We start from the raw sequence: 19,545 nt of genomic DNA on the forward strand, positions 1-19,545 counted from the left end.
AGGCAGCCAACCTCACGTTGACTGCCTTGTTCTTTTCTAAAGCTTATTTGGCGTTATGGAATTGATACGCTTCATCCAGCCGGGACAGCACGGATACATTATTTATTGTCATTCCTTCTATATTATAGGCTTTCAGGCCGTACTTCCCGACAGCCGCTATATTCTCCAGTACAATATTCTGCAGCGGCTGCTCAGGCAGCCCGGCCAAGAATATGGCGTTGCCAGCTCTCGTGTCGAGCACAATATTCCGGAATGTAATATTGCGGATGATGCCAGTACCCTCAGTTACTTCTTCTACGCGATCCGGCTCATACTCCTTATGGCTGTAGAACTGGTCGACATTGATCGCCCCTCTGAACCACTCGCAATCCCCATGCTCCAGATTGTAATTACGCAGCGTGCAATCCTCATACACGATGTTCTCGATAACTGCTCCCCGTCCTCTCGGCGCTTTAACCGTTCCGATGCTGTACACATCCTCAAAGGAACAGTCGCTGACCGTGACATTTCGGACACCGCCGGACATCTCGCTGCCGATGGCTACGCCGAACCCGCTTTTGAACCGGCAGTTCGTAATCCGGATATTCTCTGATGGAATGCCGACACGTCTGCCCTCTTCATCCCGGCCGGATTTGATGGCAATGCAGTCACCCTGGCTGGCAATCATGGAGTTGAATATATAAATATCGCTGGAGGAGTCCGGATTCAGCCCGTCGCCGTTAAAAACATTTGTATACCTGCGGCCATGCTCATCATTCTTCGTATATATGCTGACGTTGTTAGCCGTAACCTGATTGCAGTAGATCAGATGCACACACCAGGCGGGTGACTGGCGGACGGTAATATCCTTCAGGTACACATCATCCGTGCTCCGCAGGCAGATTGCCCTGCCGCGGAAGCCCTTCGCTTCAGCCATTTCGGCCTTGAACAAAGCTGCACCATTTGCATCAATTTTCCCTCTGCCGGCAATCGTGATATCCTTAAGCCGCCCGCCGCCGCTGCACTCCTGCGTATTCACCAGGCTGGCATAGCAGAGCTGCTCCCGGCCTTCCCAGCGGTAGGTCATCAGCGGATAATCTGCCGGCTCCGCACTGCCCAGCAGTACCCCGCCCTGTTCGATGAACAGGGTCATGCTGCTTTTTAAAAAAATGGCACCGCTTAAAAATACGCCTGCCGGCACATATACCGTACCGCCGGGTGTACAGGCATCGATGGCCGCCTGGATCGCGGCTGTGTTAAGCACCTCACCGCCCTCTACCGCACCGAACCGGGTAATATCGAACTGCTCCCCTTCCGGTTTCGTAGACACCCTAATTAGATTACTTGGCAGAGACACTTCCCCGGCTGCCGTTACGGCGCAGATATGCACTTTGTATTCCTGCGCAGGCGCAAGCCCGGTCACCGTATAGTCTGCCGCCGTGCATATGCCGTGAATGACATCATTCACATACACCCGGTAACAAGCGACATCTCCGGATACCTCCGGTTTATCCCACACCACCGCGATACTTCCGGATGTGCGGGCTGCCGGGGGCGATACCAGATTAAGCGGTGTAAGCAGGCTACTATCCTTTGTCTGCATCGTTGTTGCCTCCCTTTTTCTTCATTAGCTCCCGCAGCCTGGCTGTCTCCATATAATTGAGACTCCACTGCGAAATTCCGTTGGTGTTGGCATACGGGATCTCACGGACCGGGCGGATATATTCCGCTTCCGCCACCTTCACATACACCGGGTTCCCAGCCGGATCAATCTGGCCGGGAGTGTTGGAGCTGTGATCCGCTGCAGCGTTCAGCATATCCAGCGCCTGCTGCATCCGCTCAGGCTTCCCGTAACGGTAACCGGCATAGGCCGGCATACGTATGCCAAACCGCAGGCCATCCCATGCCTTGTCATTGCTCTCATTAAACAAGCCGCCGGACGTAACCTTCCGCTCCTCCGGTGTCATGGCGAAATATTCACCGAACTGGGCCAGCATATCCCTCAGCTCTTCATCCCCGGTCAACTCCGCCAGCTCAAACCAGATTTCCGGCCCGCCGAAGCAGATGACCATGTGATACTGGTAATTTCCTTCGCTAAGATAACCCATCTCTCCGGTCTCCGGGTTATACCGGAAATGAGAACCGGAGGCCAGCCGGTTCGGTGCCTGTTTGATCGTCCTAAGGCCGGTCAGAATCTTGTCGCGGTACTTCGTATCCTGGAATCTCTCCCACCGGGTCATCCAGTTGGAGACATACGAGGACCAGTCCGGACCGGTCCGCACCTGATAGCAGCCGTCTGCATCCGCACTCTGATCGATCCGCGGGGCATAGTCGGCATCTTTTACAAAATCCATAATATCGCCTATCCGCTCATCCCCCGTCAAATAATAGAAGAACCGGTGATGCCCGGCCATGGAAATCCGCGGCTCCTTCCATTTACAGCCCCAGTGGCGCACATTGTGGCGGCTGCCCAGCATTGCATATTCGCCGAGATGATACATATCCACCTCGCTTGTATGCCGCGTCATCGCCCGGGCGAACCGGAAGATATCATAGTCTCCGGTACGCAGGAACAGCAGCCAGTTCACATAGGTATTGCACAGCTCCGTGTTCTGCCAGGCAAAGCCGCCGACATCATAACGCCAGTTGTGGCGTACAGGATCATAGGTATGCATCACATCACCATAGTCCCAGAAGCCGTACCATTTCCGCTGCTCTACCTCTTTGATGTAAAAATCCATAAAGCCCAGCAGCGCCCGCTCATGCGCAGCCGTACGGCACTGATCCTGCTCTGGCGGATGCCAGTAAGTGCCGAACACCCTCGTGTCCGCATATACTTCCGGAGCGGCAACCAGCAGCGCATCACCCTGCACATCTGCGGCAAAGTCCAGCACGGCCTGTTTGCCCGGCATCCGGTCAAACAGCTTGAGCGTAAGCTCGTTGGTGTTGGCGATTCCCTGAGGATGGTTATTCATATCCCCGTAGGAGAAGGCATGTGATTCCGTATCATACGCCCGGAAATCATAGGCTTCGGCGTATCTGCTGTAGAGCCATACGCTCAGGCAGGGGTTGTCTTCCCTGGCGCCGTTAATCTCCAGCGCCATCGGGCTTTTCTGCCAGAAGTCCTTGACCGCCGCCGCCATGATTCCGCTCTCGCTGCCGAAAAAAACGGCTCCGCTGGAACGGTTGCCCTGCGCCGCCGGAATGTAGGCGCAGCGGCGGGCGGTGCTTTTGACAATGCTGTAGTGGTCGCAGGAGTCCTGCTGCAGCCGGAAGTTGCTCCAGGCCGCATTATCGCGCACATTCTCCAGCAGTGCCGGTTCAGCGTCCGGGTCAATATGGACAAACTGGCCGTCCCGCTGCTGCCGCTCATAGAGCGGATGAATGCTGCTGTTATAGGTATAAAGCGGCTGCACGGCTTCATAGAACATGCCCGTATCCCCTGTGAAGCCGGCATGGCGGTTCCACAGCTCCCCCGCAGCCTGCATCTGAAAATGCACGGCCAGCCCCTTCAGATAATCGCGGTTCTCATCCGCATCAAACACAAAGCTGTGCACAATCCGGACTTCGTCACTTTCCGCAAAGAAGTAGAGCCGGATGACGAACGGAAACCGCCGCTCACTGCTGTTCATATACCGGTGGCTGCCCTCCAGCTTGACGACAGCCCGCAGCGGACCCGCCTCCTCCAGTGTAAGGGTGTCCGTGTAACCGATCAGCTTGTGAATGGAAACGGTCTCAAGACCTTCGTCCTCCTTGCGGTTCTCAATCAGGGCGGTTAACTGTGCAGATACAGGCTTCTGGCCGCTCTGTCTGCGGAGCAGGGCCGAAATCAGCTGGCCGCCCGGGCGGATTGTGCAGGAGAGCAGCCCGCTCTCAATCTGGACCGATCCGTCTGCCGCCCGGGCTGCGGTAATGCGGTCTCCCGGGGCTGCCCCCTCCCCTTTTTGCATAACATAAGCTGCTTTGGTATCCAGCATCCCGCTGTGCAGCAGCCACTTCACTGAGCCGTCAGGCCAGTAAGCGTTAATCTTCGTCTGAACGGGGAATCCGTTTCCGGCCTCGTCCTGTAATGACACCGGCTCTCCGGGCTGCAGCGCCCCCTGGCTCCACGGCGTACCAAAGCTAACCGGTGTACGCTCCGCCTGTTGTGCTGTCAGCCATTTTAAATGCAGCTTAGGCATGCTGTTTTCCACCTCCAGGTAATGTTGTTCCATTAGCATTAACAGTGATGAACCAGCGCTTCACTGAAAAGCATCAGCGCAATTCCGGTATTGTACGGTCTGGGCGCGTAAGGCACCCGCAGATAGCCCGCCTTATCCTGACAGTCTGTACCGCCGGATGCATGCAGCACTGTTCCATCCTCCGCCAGATGGTCAGCCAGTATATTCTGCGTAATCTGCCGGCCCCAGTCCCTGAACCGCCCGTCCAGCAGGCCGAGCCTGAAGCCTTTGAGTGCAGCATAGGCGAACAATGCGGAGGCACTGACCTCCATATAGGCTTCGGTCTCATCCAGCAGTGTCCGCAGCATCCCATCCTCCATACGGAGCTCATACGCTTGTTCCATATGCCGCTTGAACAGCTCCCCGAACCGTGTGGTATCATACGGCTGCCCCTGCAGCAGCTCCAGCAGCTCCACTACACTTACTGCAGCCCAGCCGTTGCCGCGGCCCCAATGCTCTCCAAGCCGGACGTTCTGCAGGCAGTGATAGCCGTGGGCAAAGAGCCCGCTCTCCGGGTTGAACTGGCAGCGGATATGAATATCGAATTGCTCCAGCGCTCCGCGAATACTGGCATCGTTCCGCTCCGCGGCGCCAAACCGCAGCATGAACAGCCCCGCCATAAACAGCGTGTCGATCCACAGCTGGTTCTTGTAATCCTCCAGACCGCCTGCCCCCGGGCCCCATACATGGGCAAAGCCGCCGTTCGGCGTCCGCAGCGCCCTCTCCATACACCAGTCTGCTACCTCCCGGCAGCTCTCCAGATACCGCGCATTTCCCGTCTCCCTGTATACGCTAAGCAGCGCATTGGCAGGGGCAACCCAGTTCACCGAGCCGTGCCGCAGCTTCTCACCGTTGTCCTCACACCACTTTTGCAAAAACCCGAAATAGCGCTCCTGCCCGGTCTCCTCATAAGCCTTGATGACCCCGTACAGCGCTACCCCCTGCACCCATTCCCACACATTCAGATCATCCTGCGCCTCCCGGCCGTGCAGCTTGTTCCAGAGCTTATCCAGTCCGGCTAGCAGCTCTTCCTTCCTCATAATTCCATCAGTCCCCATATCGTCCTCCCGTATAGGCTTCTTGCGAGTCGTAACCAGACTAACACAATAAAAGTGGGATTACTCCGCAATAAAAAGCAAAATGCAGCTTTATTCCATTTATTTTGCTATAATAGATCATTATCCTTTAGTACGAAAGGAGTTCCTCATGACTGCCCCGCTCTATCCTGATATCCTGCGCTTCGGTACCGATCTGGACCCCTTCAAGCTTGAATTCGACCGGCGCACCGGCCCTTATTCAATGAACAGCAACCATTACCATTTCCAGCATGAGATTTTCTATCTGTTCCAGGGTGAACGGAATTATTTCGTCAAAGACACCGCCTACCATATCCGGCCCGGGGACCTCGTATTGGTCGAATCCAATGCCCTGCACAAAACCTCCGAGTCCGGCAGGCCGAACCATGAACGGATTGTAGTGTATTATTCACCCGGCTTTTTTGCTGCGCTGCGGCCAGAAGAGAAGGAGCTGCTGCTCGCCCCTTTTATCCGGCACACTCCGGTAATCCGGCTGAATCTTCAGGAGCAGATGCAGGTGGAGCAGCTGCTGTATTCCATGCTGGACGAGATGAACGGGCAGACACCGGGCTATACGCTCAAGCTGCAGAATGTGACGGCCGAGCTGCTGCTCTTTATTGCCAGGACCGTCCGGAAGCACGGCGCCCAGCCGGAGAATCTGACTTCACCCGCACAGCGCAAGGTGACAGAAATTGTCCGCCACATCAACCAGCATTACGGGGAAGCCCTGCAGCTCGACGATATCGCAGAAGCCTTTTATATCAGCAAAAGCCATCTGAGCCGCAGCTTCAAAAAAATCACCGGCTTCGGCTATACGGAATACGTGAATCTCATCCGGGTAAGGGAGTCGGAGCGGCTGCTAAGGGAAACGGGCTGGAGTGTGACACGCATATCGGAGCATTGCGGCTTCGACAGCCTCACACATTTCGGCAAGGTATTCAAGCATATTGCCGGCGTGCCGCCCCGTGAATACCGGAAGCTGCACCGTATCTGATAAGCGTGCTTATCTGCCGGAGCAGAATTCAGCACAAAAAGAGCAGCTTCTCCTGAGAAAAGCTGCTCTCTTTGGCATAGCATGTTCCCGTCAGCCGATAACATCCCTGATGTGTACGTGGCTGGTTTTGCTTAAATCAATGAACTCATTCTGCGTTAACGCAATGAGCGGTCTTGTCGGGTAATTCGCATTAGTCAGCACAATCCGGCCCATTCTCCCGTCTGACAATGAGACTTCGCAGCCGACCTGGCTGGCGAGCAGCGAATCCAGAAACGTCATCCCTATAATAGAATCAAAACGCTTATGTATAATACCTTCATGAATACTGCTGATAACCTCAAAAAAAGAAACCGCAGGCCTGTGCGGCCTGTCCGAAATCATCGCCATGTAGATGTCTGCCAGAGTGACGATTTTGCTCAGCCGGTCAATCTGCTCCCCTTTGATCCCGTGAGGATACCCGCTGCCGTCCTCGCGTTCATGATGCTGAAGGGCGACCAGCGCAATCCGGGGATCAACATCGGAATTCGCCAGCAGCTCATACCCGAGTACGGTATGCTGCTTCATAATTTCGAACTCATGCTTGTCCAGCCTGCCCGGCTTCGTGATTAGAGAGGATGGCAGCCGGACTATGCCGATATCATAGACACAGGCGGCAATCGCCAGCAGCTCCATTTCCTCATCGTCCAGGCCCAGCCGCTTGCCTAACGAGGTGGCAATGACCGCAACGCCTATGCTTTGCTTGTAACGGTAATCCTCCTGCTCCTTAAGCTCCGAGAAAACCTGAAACAGATTAAACCGCTTAGCAGTGTCTTTAATGAAAGGCAGAATTTTTTCCTCTACATCGTCAATGGGAACAATGCCGTTAGCCCGTACCAGCCTGTCAATCTCCTCCAGATGCTTTTCGGTCACTTTGGCCTTCTGCCGTGATTCAATGCTGGAGGGGCGGAGTCCGGTTTGTCCTTGCGCGGCTTGTCCTTGTGCAGCTTTTTCCTCTTCCTCTACTGCATCTTCCACAGCCTCCTCCACAACTCTAAGCTTGATCCGGAAATTCGCCAGCTTGTCGATGTGGTTCTGCAGCAGTACCGTGTCCTTCGCGATTAATAAGATTCCGTCCATGCTGTAAATATTGCTGCTCAGCTTTTTTCCTATAAAAATATCATATGCCTCTAATGACATCTACGGGATCACCCCGCCTTCCTTCACTTGATTGCGCAGTCCTGCCGGATTAAGCGGATCCTACATCCGATAGATAGTATTCTAAGGCTTGTCAGAGAAGGTTCATAGCCTAAAATGGCGTTATTTCCAGAAAATGAATCCTTAGTAATGAGCTGACGCAACCGGAGTTTGCGGGATAAGCGTTAAGGACTATGTCAGCGATCCATTTCCTGGGACATTCGGCGGATTGCTTCAAGAGGAACGAATAGACTGCACACAATATAATTTTTAAGCGTTATCATTTATAGAATATAATTTTTTGGCTTAAATCTATTAAAAAGCTTCCGATTTTAATTAAAATACTATATTATAGTATTCCATATGTATAATAAATATTTTTCATGTATATTAATTCGTTACACGCAATGTGAATATTACATATTCATGGGAGATTTGCCGTACGAAACAACAGGAGGGATGCATAAATCTGCAAAGGCAGAAGCCATCTGCCATTCCGGCAGCAATCTATCAGCTAAGCTATCATATAAGACACTGGGAGGTACATGATGACTAAGAAATTCTTATCCTTATTAATCGCTTTAACCCTTACATTATCCGGAATCATTCCGTCAGCCTATGCCGGAGCTGTTGTCACTGAGGTACAGCCTCAGGTTCAGTCCGCAACGGTATCTGAGGAAGTCTATCAGACAGCCCAGGCTGCTGCACAAGCCACCGTATCGGAAGAAGTCTATCAGGCTTCGATGACCGATGCCAGAACTATGCCTATTACACTTACCCTTCCTGAGGGAGTAACAGCAGAACAGCTTACCTGGACATTCGGCAGAACTGCGGAAGAAACGAAGCCGCTGGCTGAATGGAAGAAATGGAACAACGCTTCGAACGTTAGAGCTTATACGGGAGATCCTTTTGTCAAAGTATCCTATGAGCCTGCTGCAGCTTCTACGGTAACCGCTCTGGTGTACTTCGATATGCCTTTCGGCGTCAACCTGGCTACCAGCGGTATCCGGGCTGAATATGTGAAGCTTGCAGGGGTATACAACCTGACTGCAAAGACACCTGCCGGTGATGTACTGGCAGAGCAGAAAGTAGATTTGAACCCGTATGATACCTATCATACATATGATGAAATCAAGCCGGCGATTGATAAAATTACCGCTGACAGCAATAATAAATACGGCCGTTATGTGGAGTACCAGCAGATCGGAACGTCCACACAGGGACGGGCCATCCACTTCTCCATCATTGCCAAGGACAAAGCGTCCGTAGACCAATATCTGAACGAAACGCTGCCGCTCATGAACAACGATCCTGCCCAGCTGCAGGAGATGATTAAGAACGGCCAGCTTCAGGATTATAAAGTGCCGATCTGGCTGAACAACATCCATGCGGATGAGGCCAACGGTGTAGACGTTATTATCAAGTTCCTGGAAACTCTGATGACAGAGAAGATCGTTAACTATGATACAACGGATGAAGGCGGCAACGTTGTTCCAGTGACACTGGATATCGATAAAGCGCTGGACAATGTAATTTTCCTGCTGGATTATGTAGAGAATCCGGATGGCCGTGCGCTGAACACACGTGCGACTTCGACTCTGCTTGACCCTAACCGCGACAACTCTTACCAGACACAACCTGAGACTCAGGCTGTTACAGCACAGATCGCCAAATGGACACCGCTGAGCTTCCTGGATATGCACGGCTTCGTGAGCGGCTTCCTGATTGAGCCTTGTACGCCTCCGCATGACCCGAATATCGAATACGATCTGGTCATGGACAGCATGCTTGAACAGGCGAACGCCATGGGTAATGCCGGAGTTGCCAACACGAAATATGATGCCTACCACATTCCTTATCTGGAAGCTGAGAAACTGAAAAATGATCCAAACTATGCCGATCCTTACGGCAATGCTACCGGCTGGGATGATGCATCCCCGGCTTACACCGCTGTCTATGCAATGCACCAGGGTGCACTCGGCCATACCATCGAAGTGCCTGAGCTGAATGAAGATTCCCTGGATGCCTTCTATTATGCAACACTGGCAGCTACCAATTATGTGCAGGACAACAAAGAAGAACTGTTCCTGAACCAGCTTGAAATCTTCAAACGCGGCATCAACAATGAAGACCACAAAGAGGTTGACCCCTATCTGGTAAATGCCGACTATGAGTCCATTGGCCGTGAGCGTGCTACGGAAGATTCTAACTTCTTCCCTGAATACTACGTGCTTCCAATTGCAAAAAGTCTGCAGAAAAATGCTCTGGAAACCTACAAAATGGTGCAGTATCTGCTCCGCAACGGCGTGAAGGTTGAGCAGACTGCTGAACAGGTCACTGTGGACGGGGTAACTTACCCTGCCGGAACCTATGTAGTCAATATGCATCAGGCCAAACGCGGCTATGCCAACCTGGTATTGTACGACGGACTGGATGTATCCGACTTCGATGCGATGTATTCCGATACAGTACAGAACTTTGCGGACATGCGCGGATTTGACCGTTACATCAGCCGCAGTGCCGGTGCTTTTACCGGTAAAACAACGCAAGTAAGCAGCATCATTGTTCCAACAACCGACCTGAGCCAATATGCGTTCTCGCAAAATTATGTTATCCGCAACAGCAACAACGATGCGGTCAAGGCCGTCAACGAACTGCTTGCCAATAAAAAAGCCGTAACCCTGCTTGATAACGGCGGAACAGGCTATGAAAAAGGCAGCTTCCTGGTCTCCAGATCCAATCTGAGAACTGTAGCCTCGAAATACCTGCTGGACGTTGTTCCGTTCTACGAAACTGGCGATAAGGCAGGCAAGCTGCTTAAGCCGGCGAATGTAGCAATTGCCGGAGCACCTTCATTCATCCTGGCTGATCTTGGATTCAAGGTAACTACCGACACTGTTGCTGCAGACGTGCTGGTTAACTCCGGTACTAACCTGATTGCCAGCGGTAAGCCGTTTATCGGCTACGGCCGTACGATCCTTAGCAGCATTAAATCCCTGAACGTTCTGCCGGGCCTGAATTATTCCAATCCGGTGAACCAGTCGAACAGAACCGCTGCCCATGAAGGCCTGTTCAAAGCAACAATCTCGCAGGACAGCCTGATTACTGCTCCTTATGAAGAAAGTGAATACCTGTACACAGTGTCTGCTGCCTATATCACTTCCGTTCCGGAAGGCGCTGAAATCCTGGCGAAATACGGAACCGGGGATGACTTCTTCAAAGCCGGCTGGTGGCCGAACAGCGATGCTGCCAAAGATCAGGTACTGGCTCTCGATTACCAGACGGACAGTATTCATGTAACTCTGTTCGCTAACGATCTGCTTAACAAGTATCACCCGCAGAACCAGTTCAGATTACTGGCTAATGCAATCTACGCTTCATCTCCGGCGGCTACCGAAGCTGACGGCATGGACCCTGGCGTACTGGAATCTGAGCCGGTTAATCCGGGTACAGGTGCACCAATCGCAACTGCAACTCCGGCACCGACTGCAACTCCGGCACCATCAGCAACACCGCAGCCGACAGCTACACCAGCTCCGGCCGGCAGCTTCACAGATCTGGGTAAAGTTACCTGGGCAGCCTCTGCTATCGAAGAGCTAAGCGCTAAAGGCATCATCAACGGCGTAGGCAACGGCAGCTTCGCACCGCTCAAGGAAGTTACCCGTGCCGAATTCATCGCCATGATCGTACGTGCGTTTGCTCTTCCGGTGGAGAATGCTTCCGCAGACTTCAGTGATGTAGCAGCTTCCAACTGGGCTTACAGCTATGTTGCTGCCGGTGTCAGCAATGGCCTGGTGAATGGTGTAGGCAACGGCAAGTTCGAGCCTAACCGCTCCATCACCCGCGAAGAAATGGCGATTATCGCCGCTAACGCTCTGACGAAGTTCAAAGGTAAATCGGTTGCCAATGCCGATACTGCCCTTGCAGGCTTCAAGGACAAAGCAAGCATTGCTTCCTATGGTAAAGACGCTGTGGCTCTGCTTACCCAGGAAGGTATCGTTCAAGGCATGACCGCCGACACCTTTGCGCCAAAAGGCATTGCTAACCGTGCTCAGGCTGCCGTCATCATCAGCAACATCATCAATCTGCAATAATCTCTTACTATAAAACAGGGATGCCCCCGGCCGTAACGGCTGAGGGGCATCCCTGTTTTGATTATAGATTTTGCTTAGTGCATCCTGTTTAGTTTGATTTTCACCATCTTATTCAATCTGCTATCCGGCCGTTTACTAGAGTTCCAGTTCTTTACCGTCCGGGACCGGCAGGCCGAATACCGGCAGACCCTGCTCATCCCATAATACCGGCTGGACACGGGCATGGCGGTTAGGGTCAAACAGGGGATCTCCAGTGATCTCCTTATAGCTTCTGGCATGATAGACGATCAGCTCCCGCGATCCGTCCGGCGATACAGTAAAGCTGTTATGCCCCGGTCCGTACTGGCTGGTCTCCTCGCTTGAAGCAAAGACAGGAACCGGGGATTTAATCCATGATCCGCTGTCCAGCAGATCGCTGCTGTCTGCTGCCGTGAGCATGCCCATACAGTAATTGTGGTTAGTCGCGCTGGCAGAGTAAGTCAGGAAGATTCTGCCGTTCTTTTTCAGGATGGCCGCCCCTTCATTTACGCGGTAGCCGATAATTTCCCAGTCATATTCAGGCCGGGTCAGCACCGTCTGCTCCCCTTCCAGTGTCCACGGGTTGGACATCCTCGAGATGAACAGGCTGGAATTCCCCTGAACCGAAGGGTCCTCCTGGGCCCATACCAGATATTGTGCTCCGGCATGCTCAAAGGTTGTAGCGTCCAGCGAGAAGGTATCCCAGGCAGTGTAGATTCGCCCCTTCTCTTCCCAGCTGCCCTCAAGCGGATTGTCCGCCCCGTTCTCCAGCACATATAGGCGCTGTGCAAAAGGAGCATCATCGCTGCCTGCGGAGAAATACACATACCATTTGCCGCCGATGTAATGAATTTCCGGCGCCCACACATAACCGCTCATGATGCCGGTAATATGTTTGGTCCATATTACAACCGGCTCACTGCCGGCAAGCCCTCCGAGTGTCTGTGCTCTGCGCAGCTCAATCCGGTCGTACTCGGGTACTGAAGCGGTAAAATAATAATAGCCGTCACTGTGCCGGTAAATGCAGGGATCTGCACGCTGAAGGACTAAGGGATTGGTAAGAGTTTCTTTCATAATATAGCAGCCTCCTGGTTTATCTGTCTTTATAGCGGTTCTTTACATGCTGCTTCTACAGCTTCACCGGCAGCATCAGCCCGTCTTCGCCAAAGCTTAAGGGATCAATGCAGGTTTCACGGTGAATGCCTTTATAATCATCGAACCGGGTAAGCGGTGTAACGAACCGGTGATATGCAATCCAGTATTTTCCGCTATCCGGGTCATTCATTATGGAATGATGTGCAGTACCGAGCATATCCTTGTCTTTATTTTTGCTGAGAACGGTATACAGGAAGGTGACCGGCCCGTAGAGCTGCTCCGCCGTTCCATAGTTCACATGATAGTCCTCGCTGCCGGTATCATCGCAGGACCAGGTGAAGTGATACAGTCCGTCCCGCTTAAGCACGGTTACGGCCTCACGGAAGTCATGCAGCCCTTCCAGATTACGCATCGTATCTTCAACGACTGAGACCATATCTGCACCAAGCTCTACAATTGCTGCGTGGCTGTTACCAAACAGCATATACACCTTGCCGTCCTCTTCGGCATAGATGGACGGGTCGATCGCCTGTCCCATTACCAGCCCGAGCCGGCTGATCTGCTCAAGTGTAATCAGCGGCTCCGGCTGCGCAATGAACGGGCCTACAGGCGTATCGGCAACGGCCACGCCGATGGCACTGTCTCCATCCGGCTTTTTACCGCAGAAATAATAGTAGTAGCGGCCGTCCTTAGCGGCGATGCACGGAGCCCAGGCGCTGCTGACTGCCCAAGGCACATCATCGGTCGCAAGATCGAGGATAACGCCCTCGTCCTTCCACAGCCGGAGATTATCCGACGAGAAGACATGGAACTGCGTTCCCGACCAGCCGGTGAAGCCGTCTGTTGTCGGATACAGATAGTAACGGTCTCCGAATTTAGCCAGATCCGGGTCAGCGAACTGTCCGGGCAGCACCTGGTGGCCGTCTCCGAAGGCCTGCAGCAGCAGGCTGGATTCCTCAAAGGTAACCGGCAGCACGCCGCCATGGCGCTTTTTGTTGACACCAAGGTCAAACTCGCCGTCTTCAAGCACCCGGAACTCTCCGCTGCCAAGATCTGAGGTCAGGAGCGGCAGATACCCTTTGCCTTCGGCATAACGGTCCACAATCAGGCACCACTCATCTCGGCCGTTCAGCTTAAAGATCTCCGGGCCTTCTACACCCATGATCGCTTCCAGAACAGGAGCATCTACATAGCTGAAGGCATCCTTATCCAGAGAAGCGCCTTCCTCTACCCGGATATTCTTGGTGGTCTCATCCTTGGAGTAGCGGTAATACTTGCCGCCTGCCTCAATAATTGTTGTATCTATGATGTGATTCTCACGCTCAATGTATTTCTCTGCCGGACTGAAGGAACGGAAATCCTTGGTGCGGGCGCTGTAGATTTTGTGCTTCCGTCCGCTTTCATGAGCTTCCTGTGTAGCAGAAGCCCAGAATACCAGAAATTCGTCTGCCGCTTCGTCATAAATAGCCTCCGGCGCCCACACACAGCCGGCGCCTTCCACGCCGACGGTAACCGGCCAAGGCTCTGACCACTTCACCAGGTCAGCTGATTCCCAGACGATAATATCGCGGCTTCCGCCCTCAACTGCCGTGCCCCAGCCCTTGCCGCTGGCAATGCGGAGATCGGTCGCAATCAGATAGAACTTGCCTTCCTTGGGCGAACGGACGATAAAGGGATCTCTCGCTCCCTTTTCTCCAAGCTCCGAGCGCAGAACCGGCCGGCCCCCGTTCAGGTCTTTCCAGTGCAGGCCGTTCTCGCTGTATGAGAAGTATACCTGTTCACCGTCCGGCTGCTCCCCGATAAAATGAACTAAAAGATAGCCGGTGTACGTTAATTTGGATTGGGACAAGATAAGCCCTCCTTACAGGAATGTTGGATTATTTAGCTTGGATTCGGAATACAGTAACGGAATGTCCCGGGAATTCATAAGCAAAGCTGCTGCCTTCAAAAGCAATCGTCCCGCTGGACGGGCTGACCTTCAGCGGCTCCTCAAAGCTGTTCTCGGCATCCAGACTGACTCCGGACAGCTCATGAATCTCAGCCAGGTATGAAGCAGCTGCCAGCTCCTGCAGCTCTACCGTAACCGGAAGCGGAGTATCAAGGACATTTACCGCCTTGACGATCACATCACCGGTACTATCCTCCACACTTGCCGTATAATACAGCGGCTGGATGTCCGGCTGGCGGTCTTCCGCCGAGTTGATCACAGCACCGTCAATCGAGGCTGTGATCTGCCGGCCGCTGACATGCAGCTCCAGCTCATAATCGGTATCATTCTCCACCGTGAACAGGCTCTGGGTCAGGCAGGAGCCCCGGCCTTCAGTTACCGCACTCAGCGTACTGTCCTGATTCTGCCAGCCGCCCAGCTCCCAGTTGAGCCTGTTCTTAGTATCCTGCATGCCATAGAAGATCAGGAAGGCGCGGACGCCGCCGGTTTTGCGGGCAGTCAGTCTGAGCGTGTAGTCACTCCAGTCCGTTTCTCCCAGTGTGAAGGAGCGCAGCTCCTCCTCTTTGCTTACTGTTCCTTCTGTGTCATTGAGCTCCACCGGTGCTTCTATCACCTTTTGCTCGCCTGTCAGATTGTTGGTCAGCGTAATGTTGCTGTACGTTACAGCCGATTTCTCGGCAGCCAGGACAATACTTCCCTTCACCGGCTCTTGAACAGGCTCCGGCTGCTCCGGCAGATTCTCGGCAGCAATCTGCAGCAGCCGGTCTCCCTGATGGTTCATGAACAGCTTCTGGACATAGTAATTCGGTGTGCCGAATACCTCATGATTATTGAACCAGATCATATCCGGCTTCCAGTTAACATAGTCGACATTGCACAGCATCGGCGCATAACAGGCGAGACCGATGGCATGGGCATTGCGTTCCAGCCGGGTCATAAATGCGGCTTCCACCAGGGCATTATAGTAGGTATTGCCCCAGGATGCATATTCACCCAGGAACACCTTAGGCTCATCAGCCTTGAAGCTGTCGTACCGGTCCATATTGGCCAGGAACCACTCCGGGGACTGGTAGTAATGCTCGTCAACAAGATCAGAGCCGTGTTCTCTGGCCGAAGCCCAGCCCCGCTCATACTCGCCGCCGGCAGCGAACGGACCGCTGCTGTTAATCACTTGCATATCCGGGTACTGCTCTTTAATCGCCTTATGGAAATACGGGTACCGCTCAAAGAACGGCTCGCCGACCTCCTCGTTGCCGATTGCAATATATTCCAGCCCGAACGGCTCGGGATGGCCAAGGGAGCTGCGGATTGCGCCCCACTCTGTGGAGGCATCGCCAATGGCGAATTCAATAACGTCCAGGGCATCCTGAATCCACGGCCCCAGCTCGTCCAGCGGAACGATGCGCTTGTGGTGCGGGTCATAGCCGCCCGGCAATACGGGAATAGCCTTGGCACCGATGTCTTCGCAGAACTGGAAGTACTCATAGTAGCCGAGGCCCAGTGTCTGATTATACTGCCAGTTATTACGTCTTGCCGGACGGGCAGCCAGCTCTCCGATCGTATTCTTCCAGCGGTACATTGAATTCCGGTCATCCGGATTCAGCGAGCCGTCATGAACAAGGCAGCCGCCGGGGAATCTCATGAATTTCGGCTTCATATCCGCCAGCAGGACGGCAATGTCCTCACGCAGTCCGTTGCGGCGTCCAAGATAGGTCTTCTCAGGGAACAGGGATACCAGATCAAGCTCCAGCCTGCCCTGCCCGCCGGTGAGAATAACCAGTCTGCAAGCGTTATCAGTGCAGTCTGAGGTCAATACCGCTTCATATTTCCCCCAGTCAGCAGAATCCACAGCAAGCTCAGCCGATGCGCATACCGCGCCGTTCCGGTCCTCAATAAGAACACGTACAGGCACATTGAAGCTATCCGTGCGCCGGGCATAGACAGAGAAGAGGTATTTCCCGCCTTCCTTTACAGGAATACCGGTGTTAAAGCCAGCATTAGACAAGCCGACACCCTCACCCGGCTCGTTAATTTCAATAACCGCATAATGCGGGTTTTTGGAGTGGAACGGCGATTCGCTCTCTACCGTCAGCTGCGCCCGCCCGCCGCCGCGTTCCACCTTGTCCCAGGCAGTCAACGCATGGTAGCCGGGATGGTCAATCGGGTCGAATTCGAACGAGCGGTTCTGGACCAGCTCAGCATACAATCCCCCGTCGGCCGCATGATTAAGGTCCTCAAAGAAAATACCGAACATATCGCCCAGCGCTGCTCCAGTCTTTTGCGTGTACACCTTCAGCTTGGTCTGGTTATTCATTGATCCTGTTCCTCTCTTATAAAGCCTTTATTTAGTTAATATATATATTAATACATTTATAATTACAAAAATATTATAGTCAGATGAATGGTATGGAGTCAATCCATAGTTATAGAAATGATTGAACTATTTAAAGAATAAATGGTTAACAGGGGCCTATTCACCCCATTCAATTAACATATACATTAATTAAATTTCATACTACTCTTAACAGACTCCAGTGACCTTTTGTACAAATCTTTGACCGAGCAGCAAACAGATCAAGGGAATCGCAGTAAAACCGCAACTAAAAAAGACCCGCCTTCCGGCAGATCTCCCCCTCCCTCTTTCTCCTATCTATCGCACATCCTGCTTACTCCTACAGGACAGGCTCATTCATGTAGACCGGGTCGTTTACCAAGGGCAGGCTGACCCTCACCGTTGTACCCACCTTAATCTCGGAGTCGACCCTGATCTGTCCGCCATACGTTTCGATCAACTGCTTGCAGATGGATAACCCGATCCCCGTCCCCTTTTGCTTCGTGGTAAAGAAGGGGTCAAATATCCGGTCCAGCTTATCCCTCGGAATTCCTGCGCCATTGTCGGCAAAAATCAGCACAATCAGGTTTGGCTCCGCCTGTGCCGTAATCGTAACGTCAATTCTGCCGCTGAAGGCCGTGAAGGAGTCGATGCTATTTTTTAAAATATTCAGGAAAACCTGCTCCAGCTGGGAGGCGCTTCCCAGTGTCAGCACTTGCTCTGCGGAGTAGTCTACATTGAGAATGATATTATCGCTGAGGATCAGCTGATTCACGATATTGATCACTCTGTGTACAACCTCGATAACGTTAAAAATCTCACCGTCACTCTTTACGATATCCCCTTTGCGGGACAGCACCAGAAAATCGGTAACCAGCTTATTCAGATTGTCGATTTCCTTAATTGTAATATCCATGTAGGTGCGAAGCTCTGCCGCCTTGATTACAGGCTCCTTCAGCCGGTTGTTGACCAGCTGGGCGAAGCCTTTTATAGAAGCTAACGGATTACGGATTTCATGAGCCATGCCTGCTGCCATCTGCCCCATAACGGCTATCTTTTGTTCATGCAGGCTGTCAATCTCCTGGTTCTTGTTGGATAGATAGCCTTGGGCGAAACCGGTAAACCGGACCCAGTTGCATTCCATCAGACGGCCGTTAATATGCAGTCGTTCCGCTGAATCGCCCACCCCGTCCTCAATCACCCGGAACATCACATTCTGGGCTGTCAGATTCAGATCCTTGCTCATTTCCAGCATCAGATCAAAGTGCTTACCGAATATATCCGCCATGAACACCCCCTGCTGGGCGCCTTCGTGCCGCTGCACCTCAAGATACTGCGTATAATTCCCGGGATTCATGAACAAGGCCCCGATCATATGTAAAAGGATCTCCTTGAAGCTTGAATCCAGTATTTCCTTATTCGCTGCAATAAACATGGCAAAATCTGAACTTCTGCCGGTTATAGACCGATAATGCCTGTCCAGAATGACAGGAACCGTAGAAATTAATGATGCACGCAATTCATTTTCATTGTATGCCATTTTTATCCACCTTCATGTTATTGGAACCCTATTTGAACTGTACGACGTATAGTCATTTTTGTAAATATTGGATTTATGGAAGTTTCAGGGCTGTAAGCCTTTTCGTCAAAAAAATGAATGAATTCCGTCAATGCATGATAAAATCATTAACAATGGCTAGACAATCCACTACTGTAAGAAACGGAGCGTACACTGTGAATAACCAGCAACTGATCCGGATGTATATGGAGAATGTGGAGGTACATGTAACGGCTGCCGGATACAATCAGGTATGGACCGATTGGCGGGAGCTGGACTACACGCCTGACTACAACAAGTTCTACCTGATCTGCGAAGGGGAGGGCTGGCTGAAAATCGGTGATACGGAATTCACTCCGCAGCCTGGTGAGTGGTTCCTGATGCCGGAGGGGGTCAAGCAGTCTTTTTCATATACTTCCGGGCCGCGGTACACCAAGTACTGGTGCCATTTCACCGCACGGATCGGGGAACGTAATCTGTTTGATCTGCTGCACACGCCGGTATGGATCGGCAAGGAGCAGGACAGCACGCCCATTGAGCTTTTCCGTGAGCTGCTGAAATACCATAGGGATTCTTCTATCACCGGTCCCCTGCTGGTCAAATCCGCTATGCTGAGGCTTATCTCATACTATCTGGAACGGAGCGCGGTAACCCCGCAAGGCCTCAGTACGGCAGCAGTATCTGAGCCGCTTCAGCAGGTCATCTCGCATATTCAGCGCTTCTACCACCGGAATCTGACGATCGAAGAACTGGCGGAGCAGGCACACCTGCAGCCCAACTACTTCATCCGTGTATTTAAAAGACAGTTCGGAACCTCTCCGATCCAGTACATCAACAAAAAAAGACTCGAGGAAGCCAAGCTGCTGCTTGTGACCACGAATCTTATGCTCGCAGAAATCGGCGAACGGGTAGGGATTCCCGACATCTCTTACCTGTCAAGAACATTCAAAACCGCTACAGGCTTTTCGCCGACAGCCTACCGGCTGACCTTCAGTCCGGAGCAGCGGCTTGAACACGCAAAAAAACCTCAGCAATGAGGTTTTTTTGCATGTGTCTGA

General features: G+C 52.6%; 11 protein-coding genes. 3 read left to right on the forward strand and 8 right to left on the reverse strand.

Translation table 11 applies throughout. From position 1 onward, the window contains the following. Nucleotides 1–43 precede the first annotated feature (43 nt). The 3 genes from BN3772_RS12805 to BN3772_RS12815 are packed head-to-tail and all read right to left on the reverse strand — an operon-like array spanning nt 44 to nt 5,257. A complete protein-coding gene (locus tag BN3772_RS12805) occupies nt 44–1,582 on the reverse strand; it encodes a glycosyl hydrolase family 28 protein (RefSeq protein WP_042199848.1) in 1,539 nt (512 codons plus the stop codon). Continuing rightward, complete coding sequence (locus BN3772_RS12810; protein WP_042199849.1) at nt 1,566–4,160, reverse strand: exo-rhamnogalacturonan lyase family protein; 2,595 nt, start codon at nt 4,158–4,160, stop codon at nt 1,566–1,568. The genes BN3772_RS12805 and BN3772_RS12810 overlap by 17 nt, the downstream gene beginning before the upstream one ends. A gap of 38 nt (nt 4,161–4,198) precedes the next feature. Further along, a complete protein-coding gene (locus BN3772_RS12815; protein WP_042199850.1) occupies nt 4,199–5,257 on the reverse strand; it encodes a glycoside hydrolase family 88 protein in 1,059 nt (352 codons plus the stop codon). 148 nt (nt 5,258–5,405) lie between these two features. On the opposite strand from BN3772_RS12815, the gene BN3772_RS12820 reads away from it, so the two are divergent. Further along, nucleotides 5,406–6,269, forward strand: a complete 864-nt coding sequence (locus BN3772_RS12820) for a helix-turn-helix transcriptional regulator (protein ID WP_042199851.1) — start codon at nt 5,406–5,408, stop codon at nt 6,267–6,269. Between the two features lie 90 nt (nt 6,270–6,359). Here the strand turns inward: BN3772_RS12820 and BN3772_RS12825 are convergent, their stop codons facing one another. Continuing rightward, the gene (locus tag BN3772_RS12825; RefSeq protein WP_052380486.1) at nt 6,360–7,445 is read right to left on the reverse strand and encodes an HD-GYP domain-containing protein; all 1,086 of its coding nucleotides are present in this window, start codon (nt 7,443–7,445) and stop codon (nt 6,360–6,362) included. 545 nt (nt 7,446–7,990) lie between these two features. On the opposite strand from BN3772_RS12825, the gene BN3772_RS12830 reads away from it, so the two are divergent. Next, nucleotides 7,991–11,536, forward strand: a complete 3,546-nt coding sequence (locus tag BN3772_RS12830; RefSeq protein ID WP_052380487.1) for a M14 family metallopeptidase — start codon at nt 7,991–7,993, stop codon at nt 11,534–11,536. 135 nt (nt 11,537–11,671) lie between these two features. Here the strand turns inward: BN3772_RS12830 and BN3772_RS12835 are convergent, their stop codons facing one another. The 4 genes from BN3772_RS12835 to BN3772_RS12850 all read right to left on the reverse strand — a co-directional run bounded on the left by BN3772_RS12835 (nt 11,672) and on the right by BN3772_RS12850 (nt 18,469). Then, nucleotides 11,672–12,628 (reverse strand): glycoside hydrolase family 43 protein, encoded by a 957-nt coding sequence (locus tag BN3772_RS12835; RefSeq protein WP_042199852.1) that lies wholly within the window; start codon nt 12,626–12,628, stop codon nt 11,672–11,674. Nucleotides 12,629–12,683: 55 nt separating this feature from the next. Further along, on the reverse strand, nt 12,684–14,498 hold the full coding sequence (locus BN3772_RS12840; RefSeq protein ID WP_042199853.1) for a glycoside hydrolase family 43 protein: 1,815 nt from the start codon (nt 14,496–14,498) through the stop codon (nt 12,684–12,686). Nucleotides 14,499–14,526: 28 nt separating this feature from the next. Then, entirely contained in the window at nt 14,527–16,911 is a 2,385-nt protein-coding gene (locus BN3772_RS12845) for an alpha-L-arabinofuranosidase C-terminal domain-containing protein (protein ID WP_042199855.1), read from the reverse strand. A gap of 358 nt (nt 16,912–17,269) precedes the next feature. Next, entirely contained in the window at nt 17,270–18,469 is a 1,200-nt protein-coding gene (locus tag BN3772_RS12850; protein WP_042199856.1) for a two-component system sensor histidine kinase NtrB, read from the reverse strand. A 194-nt stretch (nt 18,470–18,663) separates the two neighbouring features. Between BN3772_RS12850 and BN3772_RS12855 the strand changes: the two genes are divergently transcribed. Beyond that, nucleotides 18,664–19,524, forward strand: a complete 861-nt coding sequence (locus BN3772_RS12855) for an AraC family transcriptional regulator (protein ID WP_042199858.1) — start codon at nt 18,664–18,666, stop codon at nt 19,522–19,524. The last annotated feature ends 21 nt before the right edge of the window (nt 19,525–19,545 follow it).

It is taken from the genome of Paenibacillus camerounensis (assembly GCF_000723885.1).
Lineage (GTDB): Bacteria > Bacillota > Bacilli > Paenibacillales > Paenibacillaceae > Paenibacillus_AQ > Paenibacillus_AQ camerounensis.